This window comes from Sphingopyxis sp. JAI108 (genome assembly GCF_013410105.1).
GTDB classification, from domain to species: Bacteria; Pseudomonadota; Alphaproteobacteria; order Sphingomonadales; family Sphingomonadaceae; genus Sphingopyxis; species Sphingopyxis chilensis.
In genome coordinates this window covers 205520-223173 of sequence record NZ_JACCCJ010000004.1, presented here as the reverse complement: position 1 = coordinate 223173, position 17654 = coordinate 205520, and the positions used below count along the sequence as shown (strand labels likewise).

At 65.0% G+C, this 17654-nt stretch carries 17 protein-coding genes; 14 read left to right on the top strand and 3 right to left on the bottom strand.

Going from position 1 to position 17654, the window contains the following annotated elements:
- Positions 1-188: 188 nt before the first annotated feature.
- Both HDC29_RS17350 and HDC29_RS17345 read left to right on the top strand, forming a co-directional pair.
- Positions 189-2351, top strand: a complete 2163-nt coding sequence (locus tag HDC29_RS17350; RefSeq protein WP_257018354.1) for a TonB-dependent hemoglobin/transferrin/lactoferrin family receptor — start codon at positions 189-191, stop codon at positions 2349-2351.
- 16 nt (positions 2352-2367) lie between these two features.
- On the top strand, positions 2368-3345 hold the full coding sequence (locus HDC29_RS17345) for a DUF6607 family protein (protein ID WP_179499540.1): 978 nt from the start codon (positions 2368-2370) through the stop codon (positions 3343-3345).
- A gap of 259 nt (positions 3346-3604) precedes the next feature.
- Here the strand turns inward: HDC29_RS17345 and HDC29_RS17340 are convergent, their stop codons facing one another.
- Positions 3605-4048 carry a hypothetical protein gene (locus HDC29_RS17340; RefSeq protein WP_179499539.1) on the bottom strand — a complete coding sequence of 148 codons (444 nt, stop codon included), beginning with the start codon at positions 4046-4048 and terminating at the stop codon, positions 3605-3607.
- A 4-nt stretch (positions 4049-4052) separates the two neighbouring features.
- On the bottom strand, positions 4053-4436 hold the full coding sequence (locus tag HDC29_RS17335; protein WP_373562830.1) for a DoxX family protein: 384 nt from the start codon (positions 4434-4436) through the stop codon (positions 4053-4055).
- A 233-nt stretch (positions 4437-4669) separates the two neighbouring features.
- Here HDC29_RS17335 and HDC29_RS17330 point away from each other — a divergent pair, with 233 nt between their 5' ends.
- From HDC29_RS17330 to HDC29_RS17290, 9 genes are all read left to right on the top strand, one after another.
- The gene (locus HDC29_RS17330; protein WP_179499538.1) at positions 4670-5128 is read left to right on the top strand and encodes a carboxymuconolactone decarboxylase family protein; all 459 of its coding nucleotides are present in this window, start codon (positions 4670-4672) and stop codon (positions 5126-5128) included.
- A complete protein-coding gene (locus HDC29_RS17325; protein ID WP_179499537.1) occupies positions 5128-6000 on the top strand; it encodes a sigma-70 family RNA polymerase sigma factor in 873 nt (290 codons plus the stop codon). The genes HDC29_RS17330 and HDC29_RS17325 overlap by 1 nt, the downstream gene beginning before the upstream one ends.
- A 39-nt stretch (positions 6001-6039) precedes the next feature.
- Positions 6040-6546 (top strand): rRNA maturation RNase YbeY, encoded by a 507-nt coding sequence (ybeY, locus tag HDC29_RS17320; protein WP_179499536.1) that lies wholly within the window; start codon positions 6040-6042, stop codon positions 6544-6546.
- An 18-nt stretch (positions 6547-6564) separates the two neighbouring features.
- Entirely contained in the window at positions 6565-7509 is a 945-nt protein-coding gene (locus HDC29_RS17315) for a hemolysin family protein (RefSeq protein WP_179499535.1), read from the top strand.
- A gap of 41 nt (positions 7510-7550) precedes the next feature.
- Positions 7551-8708, top strand: a complete 1158-nt coding sequence (locus HDC29_RS17310) for a glycosyltransferase family 1 protein (RefSeq protein ID WP_179499534.1) — start codon at positions 7551-7553, stop codon at positions 8706-8708.
- Between the two features lie 7 nt (positions 8709-8715).
- Positions 8716-10035, top strand: a complete 1320-nt coding sequence (locus HDC29_RS17305; RefSeq protein ID WP_257018353.1) for a replication-associated recombination protein A — start codon at positions 8716-8718, stop codon at positions 10033-10035.
- Positions 10036-10111: 76 nt separating this feature from the next.
- Positions 10112-10858 (top strand): hypothetical protein, encoded by a 747-nt coding sequence (locus HDC29_RS17300; RefSeq protein ID WP_179499533.1) that lies wholly within the window; start codon positions 10112-10114, stop codon positions 10856-10858.
- A 14-nt stretch (positions 10859-10872) separates the two neighbouring features.
- Positions 10873-11226 carry an MmcQ/YjbR family DNA-binding protein gene (locus HDC29_RS17295; RefSeq protein WP_257018352.1) on the top strand — a complete coding sequence of 118 codons (354 nt, stop codon included), beginning with the start codon at positions 10873-10875 and terminating at the stop codon, positions 11224-11226.
- A gap of 1 nt (position 11227) precedes the next feature.
- Positions 11228-12607 (top strand): serine hydrolase, encoded by a 1380-nt coding sequence (locus HDC29_RS17290; protein WP_179499532.1) that lies wholly within the window; start codon positions 11228-11230, stop codon positions 12605-12607.
- Here the strand turns inward: HDC29_RS17290 and HDC29_RS17285 are convergent.
- A complete protein-coding gene (locus tag HDC29_RS17285; RefSeq protein ID WP_179499531.1) occupies positions 12589-13005 on the bottom strand; it encodes a GFA family protein in 417 nt (138 codons plus the stop codon). The two genes, HDC29_RS17290 and HDC29_RS17285, sit on opposite strands and share 19 nt — an antisense overlap.
- Positions 13006-13154: 149 nt before the next feature.
- Between HDC29_RS17285 and HDC29_RS17280 the strand changes: the two genes are divergently transcribed.
- The 3 genes from HDC29_RS17280 to HDC29_RS17270 are packed head-to-tail and all read left to right on the top strand — an operon-like array spanning position 13155 to position 17633.
- Positions 13155-14225, top strand: coding sequence for a glycosyltransferase family 2 protein (locus HDC29_RS17280; RefSeq protein ID WP_326914347.1), 1071 nt, complete (start codon positions 13155-13157; stop codon positions 14223-14225).
- Positions 14226-14266: 41 nt separating this feature from the next.
- Complete coding sequence (locus tag HDC29_RS17275; RefSeq protein ID WP_179499530.1) at positions 14267-15895, top strand: glycosyltransferase family 39 protein; 1629 nt, start codon at positions 14267-14269, stop codon at positions 15893-15895.
- A 7-nt stretch (positions 15896-15902) separates the two neighbouring features.
- Positions 15903-17633, top strand: coding sequence for a hypothetical protein (locus HDC29_RS17270; protein ID WP_179499529.1), 1731 nt, complete (start codon positions 15903-15905; stop codon positions 17631-17633).
- Positions 17634-17654 lie beyond the last annotated feature (21 nt).

Below are 17654 nucleotides of genomic sequence, written 5' to 3'. Positions count from 1 at the left end.
CTTCGCTGCGCTCGCATGATGGCGCGATACTCTCGGTATTCTGGCAAACGATTATCAATAGCATGTTGACCTCCTGAGCTGACGCGCCTAGCGAGCAGCTATTGCGAAGCAATCGCAATACAGTCAGGGGAAGAAAATTGTATAGCTCTCGTTCGCCGTCTGTATCCCGCCTGGTCGCAGGAAGCGCTTTGGGCTTCGCGCTCGCCGCGACCGCCGCACCGGCCTTTGCTCAGGACAATGACGGCGAATATTGGGCGCTCCGCAAGAGTCAGATCGTCGTGACCGCGACGCGCACCGCGGTTAAGGCCGAAGACCTGCCCGTCACCGTCAGCGTCAAGAGCGACGAGCAGATCGCCGACGAACTGGTCACCGACATCCGCGACCTCGTCCGCTTCGAGCCCGGCGTCAGCGTCCAGCGCCAGCCCGCGCGTTTCGGCGCCGCGTTGGGTGCGATCGGACGCGCCGGTAACGACAGCTTCAACATCCGCGGGATTGGCGGGAACCGCGTGCTGATCCAGGTCGACGGCGTGCGCGTCCCCGACGGTTTCAGCTTCGGCGCGCAGGCGTCGGGGCGCGGCGACTATGTCGACCTCGGCCTTATCAAGTCGGTCGAAATCCTGCGCGGTCCCTCGTCGGCGCTCTATGGCAGCGACGGGCTTGCTGGCGCGGTCAGCTTCATCACCGCCGATCCCGTCGATTTCATCGAGGCCGGCAAGAATGTCGGCGGGCTACTGCGCGCCGGCTACAGCAGCGCCGACGAGGAGTTCAGCGAAACGGCGATCCTCGCGGGGCGCAGCGGCGACTGGTCGGTCATGGCGGCTTATACCCGCCGCGACTGGCGGGAATTGGACAACAAGGGCGAGGTCGGCGGAACGGGCGCGCTGCGCACCGAACCCAATCCGCAGGACGGCCGCTCGAACGCCGCGCTTGCCCGTATCGTCTACGACCCCGCGAACGGCCACAAGCTGCGCCTGACCGGCGAATATCTCGACACGCACCTCTACACCAACGGCCTCACAGGCCTCAGCGCGTCGGTCGAACGGCTCGAAGGTTTCGACAGCGGCGAACGCAAGCGTGTATCGCTCGACTGGAGCTGGGAAGGCGAGGGCACGATCGATTTCGCCCGCGTCGCGCTTTACTGGCAGGACGGCGAAGACAATCAATATACCGAAGAGGATCGCACGCCGCTCGCCGACCGCACGCGGCTCAATACGTTCGAAAACCGCGTGATCGGCGCCTCGGCCGATGCGCGCGCCGACTTTGCGACCGGCACGATCGCGCATCGCCTTGTCTTCGGCGGCGACGTCAGCAAGACGCGCCAGCGCGGGCTGCGCGAGGGCACCATCCCGCCCGCCGGCGAAGTCTTTCCGACGCGCGCCTTCCCGAGCACCGATTTCACGCGCGGGGGTTTGTTCGCGGGCGACGAAATCAGCATCGCCGACGGACGGCTGATCCTCTATCCCGCGCTACGCTTCGACTGGTACGATCTGTCGCCCGATGACGACCCGTTGCTTCCGGCGTTCAGCGGCGCGGGGCAGGACGGTTCGCGCCTGTCGCCCAAGGTCGGCGCGGTGTGGAAAATCACCGACACGGTGCGTCTGTTCGCCAATTATGCGACCGGCTTCAAGGCGCCCGAGCCGGGGCAGGTCAACCAGTTCTTCGAAAACCTGGCCTTCGGCTACACTTCGGCGCCGAACCCCGATCTCGGCCCTGAACGCAGCGAAAGTTTCGAGGGCGGCATCCGCTTTTCCAGCGACCAGGTCAGCCTCGACGTCACCGCCTTTTCAGCGCGTTACAAGGATTTCATCAGCCAGGAAGTGGTGAGCGGCAGCTTCACGCCGGCCGATCCCGCCGTCTATCAATTCGTCAATCTCGACCGCGCCCGCGTCAAAGGCGCCGAAGCGCGGTTCGAGGGGCGAGCGTCGTCCGGCCTGTATACGACGCTCGCCCTATCCTATGCGAAGGGCAACGAGATTTTGCCCGACGGCACGCGCGTGCCGCTGTCGACGGTCGATCCGCTCAAGCTCGTCGCGGGCGTCGGCTATCGCGAGCCTGCGGGCCGGTTCGGCGGCCAGTTGATCATGACGCACAGCGCGCGCAAGGAAGCGTCGCGGACCGAGGGGCTTTGCACCCCCGAATGCTTCCGACCCGACGGCTTCACCATCCTCGACGCGACCGCCTTCGTGCGGGTCGCGCAGGGGCTGACGCTGCGCGCCGGCGTCTTCAATATCCTTGACGAGAAATATGCGTGGTGGAGCGACGTGCGCGGGCTCGCGTCCACTTCGACCGTCACCGACGCCTATACCCAGCCCGGCCGCAACGCGAGCGTGTCGCTCAGCTTCCGCTTCTGAAAGAAGGACTGCACCGATGAAATCCTGTCGCAAGTTCGCCGCCGGCCTGTTGCTGCTCACCGCCGCGCTGCCCGTCGTCGCCTCCGCGCACCCGCCGATCGCCGCCGAGGCCGCCGCCGCCAATTTCGAACAGGACCGCGCCGACATTCTCGCGATGGCGGGCAATTACCGCGTCAGCTTCAACATGCAGGAATCGACGCGCTGGGATCCCGATTATGAAGTCCTCGAACCCAAGCGCTCAGGCGGCAACGAGGTCGTGCGCGTGATCGAGGACACGGGGCGCAAGATCATACTCCAGCACATGCTCGTCATCACCGGCGACGACGACAAGAGCTTCGTCATCAAGCATTGGCGGCAGGATTGGGAATATGAGCCCGCGAAGATCCTCGCCTATTCGGATCGCAACACCTGGGCGTGGGAAGACGTCCCCGAACGGATGCGCACCGGCCGCTGGTCGCAGACCGTCTATCAGGTCGACGACAGCCCGCGTTACGCCGGCTGGGGCCAGTTCGAAACGCAGGGCGGAATTCGCCGTTGGCGCTCGAGCTGGACGTGGCGCCCGCTCGCCCGCCGCGACGCCGTGCGCAATCCGGTCTACGACCGCTACCTCTCGATCAACCGCCACCAGCCGTCGCCCGATGGCTGGGTCCACTGGCAGGACAATATCAAGATGGGGACGAAGGACGGCAAGCTCGTGCCGATCGTTCAGGAATATGTCCTCAACACCTATATCAAATATGACCAGTATGACGTGAAGGCGGCCGACGATTATTGGACCGCGACCAAGGATTATTGGGCTGCGGTGCGCTCCGAATGGGACCGCGTGGCTGCGACAAAAGGCGGCATCGCGATCGACGAAAAGGCCGACACCGGCACCGTGATCAGCGGCCGCCTGCTCGAAATCGCCGACGAGATTCAGGAAAATAAACTGACGTCGGCGAACGCGATCGCCGCGGCAAAGAAGCTGATCGAGGCGAATACGCGCAAGCTGTGAAGACCTTCACCATGTGAAGCCCGAACTGGGGGCGGTGCGCAGGTCCGCCCTCTGTTTTTTTGGGGGGACCGGGACGAGAGGCCGCTTTTGGGGTGGGGAGTTCCCGCCTCTCTTTCCGTTCGTGTCTAGCGAAGTCGAGACACCCATCGACGCGACGCCTAGTCCGATGGACATCTCGACTTCGCTCGATGCGAACGGGCTTGGAGATATCTGACGGCAGCTATTGGTCGCCAGCGGCCAAAAAAGCGGTCGATGCCGATCAGCCCGAGCCATGTCGCCGCGCCATGCAAAAGGTGCGGAGCGCCACCGCATCGTGCCACGCGTTATGCGGGACATGGCTCAGCTCCGCAGTCGAGAAACTCACCACTTCGGCCAGCTCGAAGCGCACCGCCGAGACGATCAGCCGCCGCCCGTCGTCGGTGACGATCAGGCGCGCAGCATGGACGATGTCCTCGGGCCAGTCGGCGACCAGCACCGGCTCTGGGTCCGCCGCCAGATAATCGGCGAACGCCCATTGCAGCTCGGCATAGGAGATCGGCGCGATGTCGAGCTTCGGCAGGACATGCTCCGCAACCCAGGGCGTCGGGTCGCGGCATTCGACCGCGCCGTAGAAGGATAGGGCACCCTCGCTTTCGGGAACCAGCGCGATCGAGATCAGCGCGCCGCCGAACCCGTTGAACTCGGCGTCGAGATAATAGCGCAACGCCCTATTTCTTCGCCCCGTCGACACTCCAGATCCCCGCGCCGCGCGTCGCAATGAACAGGAAGATGAAGCAGTAGAGCGCGATCGTCTCTCCGCCGTTGGCGATCGGATAAAGGCCCTTGCTGCCGTGCGCGACCCAATAACCCACCGCCGCCATGCCGCTGGCGAGGAAGGCGGCGGGGCGGGTGAACAGGCCGATGACGATCAGCGCGCCCGCGACCAGCTCGATCGCGCCGGCCGCATAGAGCATCGGATTCAGCGGCATCGGGAAGGCGGCAGGGAAATTGAAGAATTTCTGCACGCCGTGCGCGAGGAACAACAGGCCCGCGACGATGCGCAGCAGCGCATAAGTCTGTTCGCCGAAACCACCCAGAAACTTCATGATCATTCCCCTCCATCTCGAAAAGACGGGGGATGCTATGACAAGCCTGCGACATTTCAAAGCGTCATTGCAAGGAGCGACGGCACGCGGCAATCCACAACGGTGCAAGGCTGCTGCTGGTTCTTTCGCCGCGCTCGCGATGACGCGAAAATGGATCAGGCGGAAAATTTTTAGCGTCGCATGTCACATCGGACGCGCCTGTCTCGTCATGTCGGTACACCCCCTGAAGGAGACACGATATGTCCAAGGTAACCGACCCCTTTGCCGCCTCGCCGCAGCTCATGAAGCAGTGGATGGCGGTCAGCCTCGCGGCGCAGAACAGCCTTGAGTCGAGCCTGATCGAGCTGGTGAAGATCCGTTCGTCGATCCTCAACGGCTGCGCCAACTGCATCAACATGCACACGATCGAAGCCCGTGCGAAGGGCGAAACCGAGCAGCGCATCTACCTGCTCGCGGCGTGGCAGGAGGCGCCGGTCTTCACGCCCCGCGAACGCGCCGCGCTGGCGTGGACCGACGCCTTGACCCGCCTTTCGCAAGGGCACACACAGAAAGAGGCTCGCGAAGCGCTCGACGAGCATTTCACCGCGGAGGAACAGATGAACCTGACCGTGATGATCAATGTCATCAATGGCTGGAACCGGATCGCGGTCGGCTTCGACCTCTGGTACGAGGGCGGCGCGCCGGCGAAGGCCGCCTGATGACCGCCGAGGGTATCCGGAACGGCACCGCGGCGGCGGCGGCGGCGAGTTTCGACCCGCTGCGCCCGCTGCTCACCCGCGTCGCCTACCGGATGCTCGGTTCGGTTGCCGATGCGGAGGATGTGGTGCAGGACGCGTTCATCCGCTGGCTCGGCACCGATCGCGACGCGGTGCGCGAGCCTGCGGCCTTCCTCCGCCGCACCGTGACGCGGCTCTGCCTCGACCAGATCAAGTCGGCGCGTGCGCAGCGCGAGACCTACATCGGCCCATGGCTCCCCGATCCGCTGGTCGAGGAAGAGGAGGAAGACGATGTCACCCTCCCGCTGATGCTCGCGCTCGAACGGCTCTCCCCGCTCGAACGCGCGGCGTTTCTTCTCCACGACGTCTTCGGCGTCGAGTTCGAGGAAGTCGCGAGGACGATCGACCGCGACCCCGCGGCGACGCGCCAGCTCGCCGCGCGCGCCCGCACCCATGTCCGCGACGCACGGCCGCGCTACAAGCTCGAAAAGGAACAGGGGATGCAGATCGCCAATGCCTTTTTCGCGGCGTCGCGCAGCGGGGACATGAGTGCGCTCGGCGCGCTTCTCGCGGCCGATGTCGGCATGTGGGCCGACGGCGGCGGCAAGCGGCCCGCGGCGACGGGGCCGATCATGGGTTATGACGTGGTGATGAAATTGCACCGCAGCCTTGCGGTCCTGTTCGGCAAATATGGCTCGACGCTCGTTCACATCGGCATGATCAACGGTCTGCCGGGCTTCGTCACGCGAGAGGCCGACGGCGAGCTTCAGACCACCGCGCTCGAGATCGAGGACGGCAAGATCGCGGGCATTTATGTGATGCGCAATCCCGACAAGCTGCGGCACATGCATTAACGCTGTGCAACGCCGGTCCATGCCGGTAGTTGCCGGACCATGCTTTCGGTCGAAACCCATAGCGCGGCCCCGTGGCCCGATGCCCTCGATTGGGACGCGCGCGCTGCGGAGGCCGCAGCGGCCGCGCTGGCGCTGACGCCCTTCGCTTCGCTCGCCCACGCCGCACCGCTGGTCGAGATCGCGATACGCCTTACCGACGATGCCGAGGTGCACGCGCTCAACCGCGACTTCCGGGGGAAGGACAAGCCGACCAATGTGCTGTCCTTTCCGCAAGTTCAGGACGATCTGCTCGAAAGCCTCGCCAACAGCGACGACGGCGAAATCCTGCTTGGCGACATCGTGCTGGCGCGCGAAACCTGTCTGCGCGAGGCCGAGGAGAAGGGGATTTCGCTCGCCGATCATGCGACGCACCTGATCATCCACGGCACGCTCCATCTTGTCGGATACGACCATATGGACGACGCTGCGGCCGCCGCGATGGAGGCGCTGGAAGTGAAAGCCCTTGCATCGCTGGGCATCGCCAATCCATATGCGGATCAGGATTAACAGGGAAACGCTTCGCACATGCCCGACGACCAGGGATCTTCGAACCGATCGGAAGAGGACAGTAGCAGGTCCGGACTGCTGTCCGGACTGAGAAACCTGCTGTTCGGCGGTGACAAGGAACCGTCGCTGCGTGAGCAGATCGAAGAGGTCATCGACGAGGCCGAGGAGGAGCGCGAGGACCGGCGCGGCAGCAATATCGTCGGCGACCTGTCGCCGATCGAGCGCAAGATGCTGCGCAACCTGCTCCACTTCGGCGAACAGACCGTCGACGATGTCGCGGTGCCGCGCGCCGACATCATCGCCATTCCCGAAAGCGCGAGTTTCACCGAAGTCGTCGCGATGTTCGCCGAGGCCGGGCACAGCCGGCTGCCGATCTATCGCGAAAACCTCGACGAGGTCGTCGGCATGATCCACGTCAAGGATGTGTTCGCGGTGCTCGCCGAGGGGCGCGCGCCGCCGCCGCTTCTCGACCTCATCCGCCAGCCGCTCTATGTACCGCAATCGATGGGCGTGCTCGACCTGCTCGCCGAAATGCGCGCCAAACGCACCCATCTGGCGATTGTCATCGACGAATATTCGGGCACCGAAGGCCTGCTGACGATCGAGGATCTGGTCGAGGAAATCGTCGGCGAGATCGAGGACGAGCATGACGACGAGCCGACCGCGTTGTTCGCGCCCGGCGAAAATGGCTGCTGGGATGCCGACGCGCGCGCCGAACTCGACGATGTCGGCGAAGCGATCGACCCCCGCCTCGCCGAGGTTGACGAGGATGTCGACACGCTGGGCGGACTTGCCGCGGTGCTCGCGGGGCATGTGCCCGAGGTTGGCGAGATCCTCGTCCACCCGAGCGGCTGGCGGATCGCAGTGACCGAGGCCGACGAACGCCGCGTCCACCGGCTGCGCCTCCATCCGCCCGTCGAAATCGACCTGGAGGCGCCGTCGGAACGGACCGAGGAGTTCTGACGCAATTGCCAATGCGCGGCTAAAGGACTAGGCGCGACCGGATGGAAGTTTCCGACCTTCGCATCGCCCTGTTCAGCGGCAATTACAACATGACCACCGATGGTGCGAACAAGGCGCTCAATCGCCTGGTCGGCTTTCTGCTGGCGCATGGCGCGGCGGTGCGCGTCTATTCGCCGACCGTCGCCAACCCCGATTTCGAACCGACGGGGGACCTTGTCAGCGTGCCGTCGATGGCGATTCCGGGACGCAGCGAATACCGGATTCCCTTGAATTTCTCGTCGCGGGTCCGCGAGGATATCGCGGCCTTTGGCCCGAATATCGTCCATATCTCCAGCCCCGATCGCGTGTCGCGGCAGGCTGCGGCGTGGGCGCGGCGACGGCGGCTTCCGGTCGCCTGCTCGGTGCACACGCGCTTCGAGACCTATTTCCGCTATTACAATCTGTCGTTCCTCGAACCCGTCGTCGTCGCGTGGCTGCGCAAGCTGTATCGCAAGTGCGACGCGCTGATCGCGCCGTCGGAAAGCTTTGCGCAGGTGCTGCGCGACCAGCGGATGAATTTTGACATCGGCATCTGGACGCGCGGGGTCGAGCAGGGGGTCTTCAACCCCGGCCGGCGCGACATGGCTTGGCGCCGGTCGCTCGGCATAGACGACGATGTTCCCGCGATCGCCTTTCTCGGCCGGCTCGTGATGGAAAAGGGGCTGGACGTCTTTGCCGACGCCATCGACGTGCTTCAGCGGCGAGGCGTACCGCACAAGGTCGTCGTGATCGGCGAGGGGCCGGCCCGCGAATGGTTCGAATCGCGCCTGCCGGATGCCAATTTCGTCGGGTTCCAGGGCGGCGAGGATCTCGCCCACGCGCTCGCATCGTGCGACATCTTCTTCAATCCGTCGGTCACCGAAACCTTCGGAAATGTGACGCTCGAAGCCATGGCGTGCGGGCTGCCCGTCGTCGCCGCGCGGGCCACGGGCAGCGCGAGCATCGTCAAGCATGGACAGACGGGCTATCTCGTCGCCCCCGGATCGATCACCGGCTTTGCCGACCATCTCCAACAATATTGCCGCGATACGCGGCTGCGCGCCGAACATGGCGCGGCGGCGGTGCGCGAAAGCGGAGCCTATCAATGGGACGCGATAAACCAGGCGGTCGCCGATACCTATATCCGCCTGATCCGCCAGAAACAGCGGCGCCGGGACTGATCGTCCGATGGCCGGGGATCTGTTCGGCGGTGAGGCACCGGATCAGCGCGAAAGCGGCGCGAGCGGTCCTGCGCCGCTCGCCGAACGGCTGCGCCCGCGCACGCTCGCCGAGGTTGTGGGGCAGGAGCATCTGACCGGCCCCGAAGGCGCGATCGGCCGGATGGTCGCCGCCGGACAATTGTCCTCGATTATCCTCTGGGGCCCGCCGGGCACGGGCAAGACGACGATCGCGCGCCTGCTCGCCGAGGCGGTCGGCATGCGGTTCGCGCCTTTATCCGCCGTCTTCTCGGGGGTTGCGGACTTGCGACAGGCCTTTGCCGATGCCGAGAAGATGGCGGCGGCGGGCAAGCGCACGCTGCTGTTCGTCGACGAGATCCACCGCTTCAATCGTGCGCAGCAGGACGGCTTCCTGCCCTATGTCGAACGTGGCACCGTGGTGCTTGTCGGCGCGACGACCGAAAATCCCAGCTTCGCGCTCAACGCCGCGCTGCTCAGCCGCGCGCAGGTGCTGGTGCTGAACCGCCTTGGCGAAGCCGCGCTCGGAACGCTGATCGAGCGCGCCGAGGCAGAGATCGGCCAGCGGCTGCCCGTGACCGACGAAGCCCGCGCGGCGCTGATCGCCAGCGCCGACGGCGACGGCCGCTTCCTGCTCAACCAGGTCGAAACGCTGTTTTCGGTGACGATCGAAAAACCGCTCGATCCGGGCGAGCTGGCACAATTCCTCCACCGCCGGATGCCGGTCTATGACAAGGATCGCGACGGCCACTACAATCTGATCTCGGCGCTCCACAAGGCGCTGCGCGGTTCGGATCCGCAGGCGGCGCTCTACTGGCTCGCGCGGATGCTCGTCGCGGGCGAGGAGCCGCTCTACCTGCTGCGGCGACTCACCCGTTTCGCGAGCGAGGATATCGGCCTCGCCGACCCGCAGGCGCTTGTGCAATGCTTGGCCGCGAAGGATGCCTATCAGTTCCTCGGTTCGCCCGAGGGCGAACTCGCGATCGTGCAGGCATGCCTCTACCTCGCCACCGCGCCCAAGTCGAACGCCGCCTATGCCGCGCAGAAGGCGGCGTGGGCGGCCGCGCGCGAAACGGGCAGCCTCGCGCCCCCCGCGAATATCCTCAACGCCCCGACCAAGCTCATGAAAGATCTGGGTTATGGCGCTGGCTACAGTTACGATCATGATGCGCCCGACGGCTTCTCCGGCGACAATTACTGGCCCGACGGCATGGCGCCGGTCGACTTCTACCGCCCCGTAGATCGCGGCTTTGAAAAGCGTATCGCCGAGCGCATCGCTTGGTGGGACGAACGGCGCCGCGTGAAGGAATGACGTCACCCTTGCTCCACGAGGCGCAAGGGTGTAGTTTTTGCCCAGCTCGGGTCGCGCCGGCACTGGGGTATTCATCATGGCATTGGCGCTTGTCCTTGCCGCCGCAGCGACACCGATCCTGTCCTGCCCGGGCGGTACTATCGAAACCAGCTGTACCACCGCGCAGGTGGAGGCGAAGATCGCGCTGACGCGCGCTCGCGTCACCGGTATCGCGCAGCGATGCCTTTATGATTTCGGCGGGAAGTGCACCGTCGAGGCGAGCGGGCGGATCAATCCCGCGGGTCGCGGCACCGCATTGTTGTGGCAGAAGATGCTGCTCGCACCGCGCGACGGCGCCCAAAGGCGGATGCTGGTTCTCGTTGCACAGGACAAGGCGGGCAAGGCGTCCCTCGCGGGCTTCGCCGAAAGCTCGGGATCGATCGGGGCGCCCGATCTGGTCGTCGATAACGACCAGCGTCAGCTGATCTACGTCGGCGGCACACCTGCGGGCAGCGGCGGCGGCAATGCCGATGCGCTCTTCATGAGCGAGACTGCCGAGCCGGGATGGCGCCGCGTCGATCTGTCCGACTGGTCGGAACAGGGCGGCAAGATGCTGCCGACGGGTTATTGGCTGCGCGGCCCCGCTGAATTCGCCTTCGACGACATGACCGCATCGGCCCCCGTCGCGCGCGAGGGGGACGGCGATTGCTGCCCGCGCGGCGGCAACGCATTGTTCGACCTCGATATCCAGGGCGACCGCCTGATGTTGACGCGCGTGCGCTTCCAGCCCATGCAGCCCCTGGGGCGCGACATAGAGGTCACCGCCGGGACATTGGAAGACTGAGCGACAACGGCGATATGGCGCTGACATTCGACAGCTGGGATGATGTGGTCGCTTTCGCGTGCGCGCTTCCCGATGTCGAGATGCTGTCCTTTTACGGCACCCCCTGTCCCAAGCTCAATGGCAAGGCGCTCGCCTCGCCGGGGCGCGAACGCGGCAGTTTCGCCGTGATGTGCAAGCCCGATGAAAAGGAAATCCTGCTTGAAACCGATCCCGACACCTTCTGGCAGACCGCGCATTATGAAGGCTGGCACGCGCTGCTCGTCCGGTTCGGGTCGAACGATCCCGAGCGGGTCGCCAATGTCTTGCGCCGCGCATGGTGGGATCGCGCCAGAAGGGCGCAGCGGCAGGCGTTCGGCGACCGGCCCTGATATGCTGCGCCTGCTCGGCGTCCTCCTTCTCGCGAGCGCTGCGCCCGCAGCGGCGCAGGCGCCGAAGCCCGATGCCGAGCTGCACCGCGCCTGGGCGGCGGGCTATCGCGCGGCGTTTGTTTGTTCGTCGCTTTGGAACGGCGCAGGCAAACCGCTCGCGGCGATCGAGCGCGACGAACTCACCGGCATCTATCCCGAGATCGAGGCCGATGTCCGCGCGCTCAAGGCCGATGTCGACGAGCGCGCCAAAACGGTCCGCGTGACCTATCGCGCCGACATGCCGCCGCGCATCGCCGAATGGAACGGGCGCGAAGGCTGTGTCACGCTGCCGATCGGCGCGCAGTCCGCGACGACGGTGGACCCCGCCAAACGGCGCCCCAACCTCGATGCCCAGCCCTGGCCGATGGGCGACAAGGGCGCGACTTGGCCGATTGCCAAGGGGATGAGCAGTTTCGAGCGCGCGACGATGAATATGGAGGCATTCGGCGGCCGCACCAGTTCGTTGCTGATCGTCAAGAACGGACGCATCGCGCTCGAACGCTATTGGGGCGGGCACGACATGCACACCGCGCAGCGCACCTTCTCGGTCGCCAAGTCGATGGCGGCGACGCTGATCGGCCATGCCGTGCATCAGCGCCGGATCGATGTGACCCAGCCCGCGTCGATCGCCGAATGGCAGTCACCGGGCGACCCGCGCGCCGCGATCACCACCGAACAGCTGATGCGGATGGCGAGCGGCCTCACCAGCGACACTGCCGGAAACCGCAGCGACGCCATCTATATGGGCGGCGCCTCGGTACGCCAGTGGATCACCCAATGGCCGCTGCTCAATCCGCCGAACACGCGTTATCGCTACGCCAACAACGATACGTTGCTCGCGACGCTTTCGCTGAAGGCCGCGCTCGAAAGGGCGGGGACGCCGCTCGACCCCGCGGCTTTCTTCGATCGGCTCGGCATGACGCGCACCTTCGCCGAGCATGACAAGGACGGCGATTATATATTGTCGAGTCAGGTATGGACCACCGCGCGCGATCTCGCGCGGCTCGGGCTGCTCTATCAGAATGACGGGATGTGGCGGGGCGAGCGCCTGCTTCCCGCCGACTGGCGCCGTTTCGTTACCACGCCGAGCGGACCGCAGCCCGACGGCGCGTTTCGCTATGGCGCGGGTTTCTGGCTGCTCGACCGGTCCGAAGGCGTGCCGGCCGACGCCTTTGGCGGTTTCGGCAATCGCGGCCAATATGTCGTGATCATCCCGTCGCGCGAACTCGTGATCGTCCGCCAGGGCTATGATGACGGCACGGGCCGGCTCGACATCGCGAAACTCGTGGCGTCGGTCGTCGCCGCCGACGATAATGACCGCCGCTATTCGAAAGGCGGATAGCGTTCGAAGGCGGGAAGGTCGTTCAGCTTCTCCATCCAGCCGATGCGTTCGGCGGTCTGGATCTGCGCCTGCGCCGGGATCAGGTCGGGGTCGTCGAGCGTCGCGCTCTGCACGTCGATCTGGCCCGGAAAGATCGCCTCATTGGTGTAGAAAAGCCCGGTGCCGCAATTGCCGCAGAAATGCCGGCGGCCATGTTCGGATGAGGCGTAGATGCTGGCCGTCCCGCTGATTTCGATCTCGTCGTTGCCGACGAGCGCCCAGCCGACGAGCGGCGCGCCCGAATGGCGGCGGCAATCGCTGCAATGGCACAGCGCATGGTGCTGCACCGCGGTGCTCATCGAATAGCGGATTTCGCCGCAATGGCATTGGCCGCTGGCGCGGGGGGCTTTGTCGGTCATCGCTCTCTCCTTGTAGAATCGAGAAAGAACATATCATAAACATATCGACCTCGGCAATGACGCGAGGGGTAAGCATTAGCGGGATGTTAACCACAAGCGCCTAGGCCGCAGAGACACGGATTTTGGGGAACTTCCATGGATCAGGGCGGGTGCGGAAAATCGGCTGCGGGCCGATCGGGGTCGATGGGGATCCGGCGGCAGTTCGCGCGATGAAGCTGGTCATCCAGATTCCCTGCCTGAACGAGGCCGAAGACCTTCCGGCTACCCTTGCGGCCTTGCCCCGCAAGATCGACGGCATCGACACGATCGAAATCCTCGTCATCGACGATGGCAGCAGCGACAATACGGCGCAGGTCGCCCGCATGTGGGGCGTGCACCATGTCGTGCGCCACCGCACCAATCGCGGGCTCGCCGCGGCGTTCCGCTCGGGCATCGACGCAGCGCTTGCCGCCGGTGCCGATATCATCGTCAACACCGACGCCGATGGCCAATATGTCGGCGAAGATATCGCCAAGATTGTCGCGCCGATCATCGACGGGCGCGCCGATATCGTCGTCGGCGACCGTGGCGTCGGCGACAATGAACATTTCGGCCCGGTCAAACGCCGGTTGCAGGCGCTGGGCAGCGCGATGGTCCAGCGCCTCGCCAACGTGCAGGTTTCGGACGCGGTCAGCGGATTTCGCGCGATCAGCCGCGAGGCGGCACAGCGCATCAATATCACGACCGAATTCAGCTACACGACCGACATGCTGATCCAGGCCGGGCGCAAGCGCCTGTCGATCCTCAGCGTGCCGATCCGCACCAATGCAACGCTGCGCCCGTCGCGCCTGTTCAAATCGATCCCGCGCTTCATCGTCAACACCGGTATCACGATGGCGCGCGCCTATACGACCTATAACCCGCTACGTGCCTTCGTCGGGCTCGGGCTGGCAATCGCGTTCGTGGGTGTTGTTCCGATCGTGCGTTTCCTGATCTTTTTCCTGCAGGGCGGGGGCGACGGGCATGTCCAGTCGCTGGTGATCGGCGGCGCGTTGCTGGTGCTTGGCGCGATGGTTGCGGTGATGGGCCTGCTCGCCGACCTGATCGCCGCGAACCGCAAGCTGATCGAAGCCGGGCTTATCCGCCTTCACAAGATCGAGGCGCATCTGGACGCCGCGAACGGAGGCGCTGCCGATCCGGTTGCCGACGAGGCTCACGGGAAGCGCCGGGCCGAACGCTGACTATGGCATCGGTGGCGCAGCGGCGAGATATCGCGACGCGATTGCTTCGCCCGACGGCGGTGCAGATCCTGTGCACGATGCTGGCTCTGGTGCTGCTGCTTCAGGTCGAGCTCGTTTATGCCAAAAGCGTGAACTGGGACGAATTTTTCCATTTCAGCCAGATCCACCAGCATCTGCTCGGGCGTCCGGCGCCATGGCTGCAGGCGCCATTTGTCGCGCTGTTTTTCTGGGTTCCCGCGCTCCCCGGGGATAATATCGACCATATCCAGCTGATCCGGCTTCTCATCCTTCCTTTCGAAATCGCGACGATCGCGGCGATCGCGGGAATGGCGAGCCGCTTTACCGACCGCGAAACGGCGCTGCTTTGCGGGTTGATATACGCGACCGGCGGCTATGTGTTCCTGCACGCCTTCGCGCTGCGGGCCGACATGATCGCGGCCGCCCTGCTGATGGGGGCATTGTGGCTGACCCTCTGCCGCCCGCTGCGCGGCAGGGAAATCGCGCTGATCCTGCTTCTTGTCGGACTGGCCTTCTTTTCCACGATCAAAGCGGTGCTTTACGCGCCCGCCTTTCTGGGCGTCCTGCTGTTCCGGCTGGAGAAGCCCGGTCATCGCCGGGTGTTGGCGAGCGCGGCGATGCTGGTCGCGCTGGCAGGCGTGACGCTGCTCTGGCTGGCACCCCATCTGCCGGCGACCGGGCCGGTCGGCGTTTTGCGCGACGTCGGTGATCTTGGTCGCGCTTCGATCGACCGGATGTTTTCGGGGGGTGTCTTTCCGCAAGGGGCCTGGCTCCTGTTGCAGATCGTCTTTGCGCCGCTGCTGTCGGTCGCCATTCTCGCTACGGTCCTTTACGCCTGTTGGCCCGGCCGCGGCTGGACGGAGCGCATTCTCTTGCTCTCCCTTCTGGCGCCGCTCGCGACGGTCGCCGTCTATCGCAATGCCTTCCCCTATCACTTCGCCTTCATCCTGCCCCCCGCCGTTGTTGCCGTCGCGCCCGTGGTGGGCTGGCTCCGGCAGCGTTACGGCGTCGTTGCCGTGGCTTTCCTTCCGCTCGCCGGCGCGCTGCTGCTGTCGTTCGGGCAGGATCGCGACGTGCTGCCCCGCCAGCGGGCGATCCTGACCGGCATTCAGACCATATTTCCCGCGCCCGTCACCTATATCGACAACAGCGGAATGGCGGGAAATTTCCCGCGCGCGGTGAATCACTTCGCCAGCGGATGGGGACTGGAAAATTACTATCGGGCGGGCGAACCGATTTACAGCGCGGCGCTGAAGGCCGAGCCCGTCCCGATGCTTCTGGCCAATAATGTGGTTCTGCGGGGTCTTTTCCACGACACGTCTTTCGACGGCCGCTTTCTTCCCGAAGACGACAGGATTCTGCGCGAGAATTATATTCCGCATTGGGGACGGCTGTTCGTTGCCGGAAAGGTCATCGCGCCGGGTGAACGGCCGATTGCGGTCGAGATCGCGGTTCCCGGACGCTATACCGTCGAGGGCGGGAGCATCGATATTGACGGGAAACATCATCCCGCCGGCAGCCTGGTCACGCTGGCGAGGGGAATGCACAGCGTCGCGGGGCCACGCGGCGTCGATGTGACCCTGCGTTGGGGCGACGATCTGGACCGACCGGCTTTTGCCTGGCCGAGCGGGCCCATCTTTACGGAGTATTGAAGGGACCATGGACCAGCAGGGGGAAGCCGGGGGCCATCGTGGTGGCGAACCGCTGAAAAGGCATCGCGGGGCGCCGAAGGCGATACCGGCGCTGGACGTCCGCGTCGGAAAATTTCCCGACGCCGGCTCGCTTTTCTGGCCGATGGCGGGGATCGTGCTGGCGCTTGCGGCGCATCTTTATCTCGCGCTCACGCGCGCGATCAACTGGGACGAATTCTATCATTACAGCCAGGTGCAAAAGCTTGCGCAAGGCACGCTGACCGAACCGCTGCAGACGCTCTACACGCGCGCCTTCGTGTGGGCGGTCGATCTGCCGGGTGTCGGCGTCGACCATATCATCACGATCCGGCTCTTCATGTTCCTGTGCGAGATCATCGTCGCGGCGGCGATCTTCGGCGCTGCGTCGCGTTTCGTGGCGCGGGTGCCCGCCATGCTCTGCGCGCTGGCATATCTGACCGCCGGATATGTGCTTCAGCACGGCACCTCCTTCCGTTTCGATGCGCCCGCCGCTGCGATGCTCATGACCGCAACCTGGATATTGCTGCGGTTTCGCCTGACCGCCGGTCCGATTCTTGTCGTCGGCCTGCTTGCCGGCCTGTCGGCGATGCTGACGATCAAGACGATCCTCTATGCACCGGTGTTTCTGGGCGTCGCTTGCCTCCTTTGGTCGGAGGCGGCGGACAAGCGGCGCCTGCTCCTCCGCTTCACCGCGCTCGGCGGCGCCGCGCTCGGTGCATTCGCGCTGATCTATCTCGCGCACGCCAGCAGCCTGGCCGGCAACAGCGACGTCGAGGCGATGAAGGTCGTCTCGCGCGCCGGCGGCAAGATGTTCCACTTTGGTTATGTGACCTATTGGCAATCGCTGGTGAAGGGCGTGCAGCTTTCGGTCGTTCTGGCGCTCGCCATATTGGCGTTTCCGCTCGTCGTCTGGAACGCGGCGCTGCCCAAAGCCGAAAAGCTGGCGTTGACCGGCTTTTACCTGCCGATCCTGACGCTGTTCTTCTATCACAACACCGCGCCCTATTTTTACGTCTATATGCTGCCGCCGGTCACGGTCGCTTGCGGCGTGGTGTTCGCGGTGCTGGTTGCGCGCTACCGCGCGATCGCGGTCGCCGCGCTGCTGCTGCTCGGTGGCGGCTTCGTCCTTTACAAGGAACCGCCGAACCCGATCGAACGCCAGCGCCAGATGCTGCGCGTCGCCGACGCCATGTTCCCGAACGGCGTCTCCTACTTCGACAGTTGCGCGATGCTGGGGCGATTTCCCAAGGCCAATGTGTTCATGACGCCCTGGGGCATCGACCAATATCTTCGCGGCGGCTTTCCGAGCCTCGAGGAAACCATGGCGTCCAAGCCGGTCCCGCTAGTGGTGAACGACGACCATATGTTCGAGGATGCGTTGAACGGCAAAGGCCCGGTGCCCTCTTTCCTTCCCGGCGATCTCGCCGCGATCCGCGATACGTTCGTGCATCTGTGGGGCCCGTTCTGGATCGCCGGCGAGAATATTCCATCCCGCTCGACCGATCATCGCTTCACGATCCGGGTGCCTGGTTCCTACACGGTGGGCGATGCGAGCATCACGATCGGCGATCGCGTGTTCGCGCCCGGTCAATTCGTCCACCTCGACCGCGGCGTCCATCGGGCATCGACCGGTGCTTCGGGCGCCCGGCTGATCTGGGGGCAGGGCATCAAGGTTCCGGCGCAGCTCGACGAGGGCGGTCCCCTTTTCATGCTGTTCTGAATTGCGTTGCCGTCGTGGTAT